General features: G+C 65.4%; 12 protein-coding genes and 1 pseudogene. 1 reads left to right on the top strand and 12 read right to left on the bottom strand.

All coding sequences use genetic code 11. From position 1 onward, the window contains the following. A partial coding sequence (locus tag Q0176_RS05825; RefSeq protein ID WP_299300167.1) for a hypothetical protein occupies window positions 1–435 on the bottom strand: 435 nt, incomplete at its 3' end. A gap of 200 nt (window positions 436–635) precedes the next feature. Beyond that, a complete protein-coding gene (larA, locus tag Q0176_RS05820) occupies window positions 636–1,925 on the bottom strand; it encodes a nickel-dependent lactate racemase (RefSeq protein WP_299300165.1) in 1,290 nt (429 codons plus the stop codon). 658 nt (window positions 1,926–2,583) lie between these two features. Between larA and Q0176_RS05815 the strand changes: the two genes are divergently transcribed. Then, the gene (locus Q0176_RS05815; protein WP_299300163.1) at window positions 2,584–3,489 is read left to right on the top strand and encodes an MBL fold metallo-hydrolase; all 906 of its coding nucleotides are present in this window, start codon (window positions 2,584–2,586) and stop codon (window positions 3,487–3,489) included. A gap of 39 nt (window positions 3,490–3,528) precedes the next feature. Here the strand turns inward: Q0176_RS05815 and Q0176_RS05810 are convergent, their stop codons facing one another. The 10 genes and pseudogenes from Q0176_RS05810 to Q0176_RS05765 form a co-directional block, all read right to left on the bottom strand. Next, complete coding sequence (locus Q0176_RS05810; protein WP_299300161.1) at window positions 3,529–4,128, bottom strand: HutD family protein; 600 nt, start codon at window positions 4,126–4,128, stop codon at window positions 3,529–3,531. A gap of 28 nt (window positions 4,129–4,156) precedes the next feature. Beyond that, entirely contained in the window at window positions 4,157–4,669 is a 513-nt protein-coding gene (locus Q0176_RS05805; RefSeq protein ID WP_299300159.1) for a MogA/MoaB family molybdenum cofactor biosynthesis protein, read from the bottom strand. Between the two features lie 82 nt (window positions 4,670–4,751). Then, complete coding sequence (locus tag Q0176_RS05800; RefSeq protein ID WP_299300157.1) at window positions 4,752–5,825, bottom strand: ATP-binding cassette domain-containing protein; 1,074 nt, start codon at window positions 5,823–5,825, stop codon at window positions 4,752–4,754. A gap of 25 nt (window positions 5,826–5,850) precedes the next feature. Continuing rightward, window positions 5,851–6,525, bottom strand: a complete 675-nt coding sequence (modB, locus tag Q0176_RS05795; RefSeq protein WP_299300155.1) for a molybdate ABC transporter permease subunit — start codon at window positions 6,523–6,525, stop codon at window positions 5,851–5,853. Between the two features lie 161 nt (window positions 6,526–6,686). Then, a complete protein-coding gene (modA, locus tag Q0176_RS05790) occupies window positions 6,687–7,478 on the bottom strand; it encodes a molybdate ABC transporter substrate-binding protein (protein WP_299300153.1) in 792 nt (263 codons plus the stop codon). A gap of 79 nt (window positions 7,479–7,557) precedes the next feature. After that, complete coding sequence (locus Q0176_RS05785) at window positions 7,558–8,553, bottom strand: molybdopterin-binding protein (RefSeq protein WP_299300151.1); 996 nt, start codon at window positions 8,551–8,553, stop codon at window positions 7,558–7,560. Next, window positions 8,540–9,013, bottom strand: a complete 474-nt coding sequence (locus tag Q0176_RS05780) for an MOSC domain-containing protein (RefSeq protein ID WP_299300149.1) — start codon at window positions 9,011–9,013, stop codon at window positions 8,540–8,542. The genes Q0176_RS05785 and Q0176_RS05780 overlap by 14 nt, the downstream gene beginning before the upstream one ends. Next, window positions 9,001–9,552, bottom strand: a complete 552-nt coding sequence (gene moaC, locus Q0176_RS05775) for a cyclic pyranopterin monophosphate synthase MoaC (protein ID WP_299300147.1) — start codon at window positions 9,550–9,552, stop codon at window positions 9,001–9,003. The genes Q0176_RS05780 and moaC overlap by 13 nt, the downstream gene beginning before the upstream one ends. Before the next feature lie 74 nt (window positions 9,553–9,626). Beyond that, a complete protein-coding gene (locus Q0176_RS05770; RefSeq protein WP_366797237.1) occupies window positions 9,627–10,091 on the bottom strand; it encodes a hypothetical protein in 465 nt (154 codons plus the stop codon). Window positions 10,092–10,109: 18 nt separating this feature from the next. After that, window positions 10,110–10,483 (bottom strand): annotated as a pseudogene (locus Q0176_RS05765) (radical SAM protein); the annotation flags it as partial. Window positions 10,484–10,493: the final 10 nt, after the last annotated feature.

The raw sequence follows: 10,493 nt of genomic DNA, 5'->3' as shown, positions 1-10,493 counted from the left end.
AACAAAAACTGGAGGCTTCGGAAAGGTTGCACCATAGAGAATAGGGCATTCGGAATGGATCTCGGGGAACATTTCTATTGGGGAAAAACCGTAATCGTAGTTGTATCTGTACCGTAATCGTTTGTATCTCCCGAAAGCCCTGTCGGGCCACTGTGCGCGCCACATGCTCTCCTCTTGGGGGTCGGGATCATCGATGTAGAAGGAGGCCCTTTGAAAGTCCAACTCCAACGCAGGTGGCGGTGTCGCCGCCGCTTCCCTTTCACTGGCGCTCGGGAATATCCTTGCGGAAGGGGAGCTCTCCCCGGAGGTGACCGAAACGGCCGGCATGCCGCATGTCCCGAACATTACAGCCAACAACGAAAGAATTATAGGATGCAGAGGTAGGAATCTCCCGCTTTTTTCCTCCCCACGAATTTGCCCTTGACCGTTGTCCATCCCAGTCGGCCTCCCGCATTGAATAAACGACAAGCATCGTAATTCGTCCCCGTCCGCCTTGCTTCCTTCCGCCTCAAAAGGTATTTTAACAGTCGGACTCTCCGTCTCCAAGTTCACGGAGGAACATGCAAAAGGACCGGCCGAGGCAAAACCGGCCGGTCCTTTTGCATCCTCCGCGTTCCGAAGGCTTCGGTTTCGTGTCAGTGTCCCGCCATCTTCGGCAGGGTGTTGGCCCCCTGGGGCATCAGCCAGGTCTTCAGGGAACTGCCGTGTTTGGCGTGGATCTTCTCCAGGGCCTCCTCCACTGTACGGGAGGCGATGACGCCCGTGCCCTCCAGCAGGGCGGGGTCCATTTTGGTCACGAGGTGGAAGTCGAACCTCTCCGCCGTCTCGCCGGTGCAGAACCCGACGTGTTTGGCGATGGTGAATTCGCGGCGCAGCTCCGACTCCCGGGCGTCGTTGTCCGGGAAGTCCAGGAGCATCTTCTGCACCTCCTCGTTTCCGTAGCCCTCCGTGCAGGCGCTGAGGACCAGCATCGCTCCGCCCGGCTTCAAGGCCTCCTGGGCGTTGAAGAACGTCTTGGACGTCTGGTAGAAGTTGATGTCCTTGGGGTAGCCGCAGGCGGAGGCGACGACGAGGTCGGCCTTCTCCGAAATCTCGACGGCGTCGACGCTGTCCACGATGTCCATCCCCTTTTGATAGGCCTGCCTCCAGTCGCCCGCGACGGCCCAGCCGATCTTTCCCGAGGCGTTCATGACGACGTTCAGAAGGAAGCTGGGGTTCAGTTTCCCGACGGCCTCCACCATGTCCAGATGGATGAGGTTGCCGTCGATGCTCCCCGTGCGGCAGACGGGATTCCGCCCCTTACCGGGGAGGGGGTTGAGCGCCAGGGCATGGTTGGCCATGACGGTCTCGTAGGAGGCGATGCCGGGCAGGATCCCCTTCTTTCCGCCGCCCCAGCCGGCCATGAAGTGATAGACGACGCCCCCCGTGACGATCACGTGGTCGCTGTCGGCGGCGCGCTTGTTGAAGCGAACGGGCGTTCCGCGGCTCGTGACGCCGAAGTCCGTCATCGCGTCCGTGCGGCTGTTGTGGTCGTAGACCTTGCAGCGCCGGTAAAGGTCCTCGCCGACGATGGCCTTGTGTTCCTCGGGCGTCTGACTGCGGTGCGTTCCGGTACCCGAGATGAAAAAAATGTCCTCGTCCGGCACCCCGATGGCGTTGAGCTCCTCCACCAGGATGGGCAGGTACAGGCTGGGGTGCTGCCACAGGCGGGTGGTATCGCAGGTGACGATGCAGACCTTCTCCCCGGGCCTGACGATATCCTTGAGCCTCGGGACGCCGATCGGGTTCGCCAGGGCCTCCCGGACAGCCTCCTCCTCCGTAGGCGCGCAGGGGACCTCACGGCTGCGCAGGACCCCCAAGAGATCGGAATCGGGGATCTCCACCTCCACGACTTCCCTGTCGAACTTCATCTGATGCTTTCCCATATCTCTGGCTCCTCTCCATTATGAAAAGTGAAAAAAACAGGGGAGGGGTATCCCGCTGCGGATCCGCCTCCCCTTCGAATTCTGCCTGCCGCCTGACGGCGTTTCGGTTGAAATCAACAAGGATACGCTCCGCGCTGCCCTTCCCCGGAACGGAGGATAAACATCACGTCTATAACGATCTCCGAAAGGACGAAAGAGGACACATGCTTCACGGCGGAACCGCTCCTTTTGGACTTGCCGGATTGAGCTTGTCGGAATAAATCGCACGACTATTCCGATAGGAATTGAGGGGTATGATACCAGCGAGTCCGGGCCTTGTCAAACAGGACGCCCTCAATCGATGTCGTTTCACTCCGACCGTGGGGGCAGGCATCGGATCCGTTGCGACGCTTTCCGGATCGGAGGAATAGTGTGCGGTCGTTCTCCGCGCCTGACCGGGCCCGACTTGCGATAGAATGGAACGGGGACGAGCCCCCGCAATCGACGAGGAGGTGCCGTTGTGAGAATTTCAGCCGCTGGATCGTCGGATCCCCTGAAGACCGCGCGCAGGGAGCTGCCGGCGTGGGGGCGGAGCGTTACGGTTTTTGCCTCGACAACCGTATTGGGGCGATGAATGGGCGGGGGCGGACAAAGCGGTTTCGGCGAAAGAGGTGCGAGGATGAAACTGGAACTGAGACAGCTGGGGGCGAGCACCTGGTACGTTCCCGGCCGGGTTAACGTCGGCTATTACGAGGAGGAGGGGCAGGGATACCTTATCGACTCCGGGTTGGACGACGACCAGGGGCGCAGGCTCCTGAACCTGCTCAAAGCGGAGCGCGGCGTGCCTCTGCGCGCGATCGTCAACACCCATTCGAACGCCGACCATGTGGGGGCCAACGCGTTCATCCAGAAGCGCACGGACTGCGAGGTCTGGGCAACCCGCATCGAGGCGGCGCTGACGGAGTGCACGATGCTGGAGCCCCTGTTCCTGTGGGGGGCGTTTCCATTCCCGCAGATTCGGGGCAAGTTCGTCGAGGCCAGGCCGTCCCGTGCGGGCTTCATCGAGAACGAGGGGCCCATCCGCGACACGCGGCTGGAGGCCGTTCCGCTGCCGGGGCATTTCCTGGACATGATCGGCGTGCGGACGCCGGACGACGTGTTGTTCCTGGCAGACTCGCTTTTCGACCCTGCGGTCCTGCGCCGATATCGATTCATGGTGATGCTGGACGTACGACGCGGCCATGAGACCCTGAACTGGATCGAGAACGAGCGGGCCACGTGGTACGTGCCGTGCCACGCCCCGGCGTCGCAGGACGTCCGTGAGTTGGTAAGGCAGAACCGCGAGGCTCTGACATGGCTCACCGAGGCGGTCTGGACGGCGATCTCCGTCCCCGGGAGTCGGGAGGACGTTCTGGCCCGTATCGGCGGGGATGCCGCACTGGGCCTGGAGATGGATGCCGCTCACCTGCTTCTGAATCTGTGCAGCGTCGGGGCTCACTTGACGGCGCTGGCGGAGGCGGGCCGGGCCGAGCCCTACGTGGAGGGCGGCCGCCTGCTCTGGCGGCGGAGGAAACCCGCCGGATAGAAAATTTGGGGAGCTTCACGGTTCGTGCTCGCGCACTTTTCAGCCTGCAAGCACCTCAACCCGGGCGTGAACCCCCACCGGCTTTTCGCTCCGGCCCCCCACGGACAGCACGGCGCCGGGATCGGGCGATTCGATCAGCAGAAAGTCGCCACGCTTCAACGTATCGCTCCAGGAGCCTCCACCGATCGCTGCCGCCGTGCCGTCCTGCAGACAGTAGAACGCCTCGGCGGCTCCCAAGAGGGGCGTGTCTATCCGCGTCTCCCCGTCCGGGGCGCACAGGGCCGCCACGCTCCCCGTCCAGCCCTCCGCGGTCATCAGATTGAAGTCGACGCATCGTCCGCGGCTCCTCGTCCGCCATGCCCCCTCGAACACATCCTGTTCGAAGGGAGCCAGATGGATCTCCCGGACCCCCTCGTGCGTCAGATGCACGTTCCCCTCCAGGATCATCAGGATGCGGCGAAATCCGGGCAGGGGGGTGAAGTCGGACGCGTCGAGATCCACCCGGGCGCTGCTGATGCGCCACTCGAAGCGGCGCGAGGCGTAGTCCGCGCCCTCCGGTCCGATGGCCAGCTGCGTCGTCGTCCCACCGGCCCAGGTTCCCGTCGGCTGGTCTTCCTTTCGAATCAGGCGTATTCTCACGATGCCCCTCCTTGAAAATCAAAGAGCCTCAGGCGCGTCTCCCGGTCCCGACGGGAGCTCCGCAGTCGGCCGGTCCGCCGCGGAGCATCTCCAGTCCGTGCTCGAGGGCGGGGAGGACGGTCTCCAGGTTTTCGATCGCCGCCTTGGGACTGCCGGGCAGGTTCACGATCAAGGTCCCCCCGCGAATCCCCGCGGCGCCGCGCGAGAGCATCCCCCGCGGCGTCACCTCCAGGCTCGCCGCGCGCATGGCCTCCGGGATCCCCGGGACCATCCGCGTACAGGCCCGCTCGGTCGCCTCGGGCGTCACGTCGCGCGGGGAGAACCCCGTCCCTCCGGTCGTGAGGACGAGCGCGACATCCCGCTCGTCCGCGAGCCGGACGAGCGCCCGCTCGATCTCCCCGGCCTCGTCGGGGACGATCTCCCTGTGCACGACATCGTAACCCCGCTCCTTCAGGAGCGCCTCGATCCTCGGGCCGCTTCCGTCGGCGCGCTCGCCGCGCGACCCCCTGTCGCTCACCGTCACCACCGCAGCCGTAAACATGCCGTTCCTCCTCCCGTCCCTGCAGCCGTCTCTCAAGGACAGCCATTTCTCGAGGGCAGCCGCCCCCCGACAAAGTCAAAAACTACCGCCGAAGCAGAAGGACATCCTCGGGGGCGACCGAGACCGTAATCCTCTCGCCGGCCCTCGGCAGGGGGATCCCGGCCCCCGCCTCCATCCGCAGCGGGGCCGCGTCCGGCCCGCCCTCCTCGGGCTGGAGCAGCAGCGTCGTGCGGTCCAGGTCCTCGAGGACCCGTGCGACGAGGCAGGGGATCCGATTCCCGTCCCCCTCCGCTGTCGGACGGAGGCGGTGCGCGTGAATCCCGGCGAAGGCCGCCTCCTCGCCGACCGGTTCGGCGCAGGCAAGACGGACCCCCCAGTCGGGGACGAAAACTTCGCGCGGCCGGTCGCCTCGCTCCGCCGAGGCGAGGTTCCTGCAGCCGCACAGCCGCGCCGCCCGCAGTGTCCGGGGAGCGCCGAGAAAGTCGGAGACGGAGACGGGGGGGTCGACCTCGCCGGTCTCCATCACGCACACCCGGCTGCAGTTTCGGACCACCTCGGAGCGGTCGTGCGAGACCCACAGGAGCGTCCCCGGAAAGAGCGAAAGCGTGTCGGCGAGCTCCAGCTCCAGCTGCCATTTCAGATAGCTGTCGAGCGCCGAGAAGGGCTCGTCCAGAAGGATCGCCTCGGGTTCCGAGGCCAGGATGCGCGCCAGGGCCACGCGCTGCTGCTGTCCCCCGGAAAGCTGGGAGGGGTACTTGCGCTCGAGCCCCTTCAGGTGAAGCCGCTCGATGTACTCCATCGCGGCGTCGCGGCGTTTTTTCCGCGTCCCTCCCGCCCCTTCGCGAGAAACGCGGACGCCGACGGCGATGTTCTGCAGGGCGGTCATGTTGGGGAAGAGCGCGTATTGCTGGAACAGATAGCCCACCCTGCGCTGCCGGGGGGGCAGGTCGACGCCGGAACGGCTGTCGAACAGCACGCGGCCGTCCAGGACGATGCGCCCCTCGTCCGGGCGCTCTATCCCCGCGACGCACCGCAGGGTCAGGCTTTTGCCGCAGCCGGAGGCTCCCAGAAGGGCCAATGCCTCGTTTCCGGCCTCGAAACGGGCGTTCAGGCGGAAATTTCCATAGTCCTTCTTGACGGACACGGACAGGCTCATCGCGCTCCCCCCTCCGGCCGGGCCGCTATCTCGCCCATGACCGTACCTCCCTGCGCCGCTCCAGAAGGTTCACGGCCATGAGCACCGCGAAGGAGATCCCGATGTTCACCCAGACCCACCGGAGGGCCATGGCGTCGTCGTTCGTCCGCCAGAACTGGTACACGGTCGTGGAGATCGTTGCCGTCCTCCCCGGCGTGTAGCCCGCGATCATGCTGGTGGCCCCGTACTCGCCCAGTGCCCGCGCAAAGGAGAGCACCATCCCGGCAAGGAGCCCCTGCCTGCAGCAGGGCATCCGGATGCGCCAGAAGATGACGGTATCGGAGAGCCCGAGCGTCCGGCCCGCCTGAGCCAGGGTCTCGTCGAAGGACTCGAAGGCGCCGCGTGCGGTGCGGTACATCAGCGGAAAGGCCACGACCGTGGTGGCGAACACGGCCGACCACCAGTTCATGACCAGTCGGAGCGCAAAGTGCTCCAGCGCCCACGCGCCCAGGACCCGGCGCGGACCCAGAAGGCACAGCAGCAGATAGCCGACGACCGTGGGCGGCAGCACCATCGGAAGGGTCAGGACGACGTCCAGGGCTCCCTTGACGAGCCGGGGCAGGCGGGCGATGTAATACGCCGCCGCGATGCCCAGAAAAAAGGAGAGCGCCGTCGAGATCGCGGCGATGCGCAGAGAGTTGTACAGCGGAAACCAGTCCAAGACAATCCTCCCGGAGAGCGGCGACAACGGGCGGGATAGCGTCTCTACCCGCCCGTTTCAAATAAGGGTGCAACGACTCGCCATTCAAATTACGACTCCAAGTCGTCTTGTGGGCAAGGCGAGCAAAGACAACGAAGCATACAGGTGATTTGGAACCGTGATCAGCGGACGACGGTAAATCCGACCGCCTCGAAGACCTTCGCGCACTCCGGCGTCCGCAGGAACTCCAGGAACTTCTTCGCGGCCTCGGGATGCTTGCCGGACTTCATCACCGCGGCGGGGTAGACGACCGGCGTCTTGAGGGTCCCCTCGGGCGCCGGGGCGACGACGGTCAACCCCGCGGAGGCGGCGTCCGTCGCATAGATGACGCCGCAGTCCGCCGCGCCCTCCTGCACCTGCGTGGTGACCTCCTTGACGTTGCTCCCGAAGGTGATCTTCTTCTGCATCCCGTCCCAGAGCCCCATGTTGGTGAAGATCTCGCGCGAATACTGCCCGACGGGGACGTCGTCGTTCCCCAGCGCCACCAGACGCACCGCATCCGTCCCCACGTCCTTGAAGTCCTTCACGCCGGCGGGGTTGCCCTTGGGGACGACCAGCACCACGCGGTTCTCCAGCAGATTGACGCGCGTGCCCTCAAGGACGAAATCCAGCTTCTTATCGTTCTTGTCGGACGCGATGTCCAGCTGGTTCATCTGCTTCTGCGATGCGGAGATGAAGAGGTCGCAGACGGCCCCTTCCTCGATCTGGGTCTTGAGCGTCCCGGACGAGTCGAAGTTGAACGTCAGCTTCACGTCCGGCTCGGCCTTCTTGTAGAGCTCGGCGATCTGCGTGAGGGTCTCCGTCATGGAGGCCGCCCCGAAGACCACCAGCTCCGCCGGCTCCGCGGCCGCGGCACGGCCGACAACAAAAAATACGGACAACAGCAAAAACGCGCATACAGCAAATTCCTTCATTGAAAAACCTCCCTAAAACAACCCTACGGGGCTCCGCCCCGTACCCCGCGAGGGGATGCGTCCCCTCCACCCCATTGCGCTACATCAGTCCGCCCTCGCCCAGGGAGACGATGTGTTCGCGCGTCACCCGAACCCCTGCGGCCACCAAAGGCAGCACGAGGTCGAACGCCGTCGTCTTTGCGTACATCACGCAGCCCGGCAGCCCCATGACCGGCACGCCGTCGCGGAAGTATCCCATCAGCAGCATCGCCCCCGGGAGCACCGGCGCGCCGTAGGACACGATCTCGGCCCCGGAGGCCTTGACGGCTCCGGGCGTGTTGTCGTCCGGGTCCACGCTCATGCCCCCCGTGCAGAGGACGAGGTCGACCCCCTCGTCCCGGGCGGCCCGGATCGCCGCGGCGATGTTCTCCAGCCCGTCGTCCACCACCCGGTGAAACGACCTCGCCATGCCGTGGCGTTTCAGTTTTTCCTCGATCACGGGCGTGAAGGTGTCCCTGATCCTGCCGTGATAGACCTCGCTCCCCGTGGTGACGATCCCCGCGCGCTTCAGCCGGTAGGGCAGGAGCTCCAGCAGCGGCTTGGGCCCGGCGGCCCGGCTTGCCTCCTCCAGCTTGCGCTCCTCGATCACCAGGGGGATCGCGCGCATCCCGGCCAGCCGGGTTCCCGCCGAGACGTGGGTGTCCCCCCGCCTCGTCGCAATCATCATCTCGCCCACGCCGTTGACCGCGCGGAGGCGGGCTGAGTCCACGCGGAACAGCCCGTCGGTCTCCGCCACGAGCTCGATCTTGCCCTCACGAACCTCCGTGGGACGCATATGGTCGTTCCTGCAGAGGGCGCAGAGGCGCTGCGCCGCGTCGTCCTCGTGCAGCATCCCCTCCCCGAGCTCCCAGACGTAGACGTGCTCCTTGCCCATGGAGAGCAAAACGGGGATGTCCTCCTCCCGTATCACATGTCCCTTGCGGAACTGGGCTCCCTTGAACCCGGCCGTCCCCGCCGCCTCGTCTCCCTTGACGATTCGCGTTACGTCGTGGCAGAGCACCTGCCCCACCGCGTCCCGAACCTTAATCCGCTCCATCTTTGTTCCCTGCCTCCGCAGTGCCGCTCAGAATTTCAATGGGGTCTCCCTTACGGACGATCCCCTCGCGGATCACGATGACGAAAATTCCCTCCGTGGGCATGACGCAGTGCCCCGCCGCCCTCTGGATGGCACAGCCGTCGTTGTGGCATCGCTTGCCGATCTGGGTGACCTCCACCTCGGCCTCGCCGATTCGGAGGTGCGTCCCGACGGGAAGCGCCTTCAGATCGATCCCCTCGGTGTTAATGTTCTCCGCGAAGGCCCCGGCCGTCAGGGGCAGGGAGCACGCGGCGCGCATCGTGTCGACGCTCTCCTCCGCCAGCATGCTGATCTGACGGTGCCAGTTCCCCGCGTGGGCGTCGCCCTCAATGCCGTGATCCCGGACCAGGCGTATCAGGGGAACCTCGCTCTTCCTCGTTCCCTTCGCCGTGCTGATGTTTACGCTCGTCACGCTGGGCATGCCGTTCCCTCCTCGATCCAAGGATCCCCGCTGGCCCGATAGTCCCCGCTGCGTCCCCCGGACTTGCTCAACAGGCGGATTTCGCCGATGCGGATGTCCCTCTGTACGGCCTTGCACATGTCGTAGATCGTCAGGGCCGCTACGGACACGCCCGTCAGGGCCTCCATCTCGACCCCGGTGCGCTCACGGCATCGCACCGTGCAGGCGATATCGACGCCGCATCGGTCGCCGTTCCGAAAAGCCCGGAACCGGATGTCCACCCCCGTCAGCATGAGGGGATGGCACATCGGGATCAGGTCTGAGGTCCTCTTCGCGGCCATGATCCCCGCCACCTGGGCCACGGCCAGGACGTCCCCCTTCCCGATCCGCCCCTCCTCGATCCGCCGCAGCGTGTCCTCGTTCAGGTGGACGGTCCCGGCGGCGCACGCGACGCGCTCGGTCTCCGACTTATCTGAGACGTCCACCATCCGCGCCCGTCCCTCGTCGTTGAAGTGCGTTAAATCGGAGTGCGTCGAAGCGTCCTGTATAGGCTTTTCCATGTCTCGATCGCCCCGCCCCTCCCGCTTTCCCTCTTCCATGCCTCTATCAGCCCTTCATATAGGTATCAGCCACGTCAGCCCCCGATCCGGTTCATCGGGCGCACACTCCGGCTGCCCAGTCGCTCCATCTCGTGCTGAAGGGGCTTTTGCAGAATCCCGCCCCGAATGGCCCGGAACAGGGCCTCGCCCCTCAGTCCCTTCAGCGGGATCTCCGCCTCGGAGTGGAGGCACGGCTTCAGCTTTCCGTCCGCCGTGACCCGTATCCGGTTGCACTCCGAACAGAACTTGTGGCTGAGCGGCCGGATCAGCCCCACCGTCCCCGCGTAGCCCGGAATACGATAGCGGGCCGCCACGCCGTCCGTATCCGTGGGTCTCAGGTCCGGACAGGCCTCGAGCACCCGGCTTCCGCCGATGAAACGGGAGCGGTCCCAGTCCGCGCACTCCCCGATGGGCATCAGCTCGATGAAGCGCACCTCGACGGGGCGCTCCCGGGTGAGGGCCACGAAATCGGGGATCTCGTCGTCGTTGACGCCCCCCATCAGCACCACGTTGAACTTGAGACGGCCGAATCCCGCGCGGAGCGCCGCGTCGACGCCCTCCAGCACGTCGGTCAGAGAGCCGCGCCGGGTGAGGGATGCAAAACGCTCCGGCCTCAGCGTGTCGAGGCTGACGTTGAGACGGTCCACCCCGGCCTCTCGGAGAGAACGCGCAAGGCCGCCCAGCAGGGAGCCGTCAGGCAGAGCTCCGCGATGCCGCCGATCTCCGCGATGCCGCGGCAGATGTCCAGAATGCCGTGCCGCACCAGGGGCTCTCCGCCCGTCACGCGCACCTTGCGCACCCCGCACCGGGCCGACTGGGCCGCCACGTCGATACACTCCTCGACTGACAGGACCTCCGAATGCTCCTTCTTGGGCACCCCCGAGTCCGGCATGCAATAGATG

Source organism: uncultured Fretibacterium sp. (genome assembly GCF_938040765.1).
In the GTDB taxonomy this organism is placed as follows: Bacteria; Synergistota; Synergistia; order Synergistales; family Aminobacteriaceae; genus CAJPSE01.
Note: the sequence above shows the minus strand (reverse complement) of the source record. Positions and strands in the feature narration are given on the sequence as shown.

Excerpts from the sequence above, each read along its gene's own strand:
- larA (WP_299300165.1), bottom strand. The coding sequence starts at position 1,925 with ATGGGAAAGCATCAGATGAAGTTCGACAGGGAAGTCGTGGAGGTGGAG.
- Q0176_RS05815 (WP_299300163.1), top strand. The coding sequence starts at position 2,584 with ATGAAACTGGAACTGAGACAGCTGGGGGCGAGCACCTGGTACGTTCCC.
- Q0176_RS05805 (WP_299300159.1), bottom strand. The coding sequence starts at position 4,669 with ATGTTTACGGCTGCGGTGGTGACGGTGAGCGACAGGGGGTCGCGCGGC.
- Q0176_RS05800 (WP_299300157.1), bottom strand. The coding sequence starts at position 5,825 with ATGAGCCTGTCCGTGTCCGTCAAGAAGGACTATGGAAATTTCCGCCTG.
- modA (WP_299300153.1), bottom strand. The coding sequence starts at position 7,478 with ATGAAGGAATTTGCTGTATGCGCGTTTTTGCTGTTGTCCGTATTTTTT.
- Q0176_RS05785 (WP_299300151.1), bottom strand. The coding sequence starts at position 8,553 with ATGGAGCGGATTAAGGTTCGGGACGCGGTGGGGCAGGTGCTCTGCCAC.
- Q0176_RS05780 (WP_299300149.1), bottom strand. The coding sequence starts at position 9,013 with ATGCCCAGCGTGACGAGCGTAAACATCAGCACGGCGAAGGGAACGAGG.
- moaC (WP_299300147.1), bottom strand. The coding sequence starts at position 9,552 with ATGGAAAAGCCTATACAGGACGCTTCGACGCACTCCGATTTAACGCAC.
- Q0176_RS05770 (WP_366797237.1), bottom strand. The coding sequence starts at position 10,091 with ATGGGGGGCGTCAACGACGACGAGATCCCCGATTTCGTGGCCCTCACC.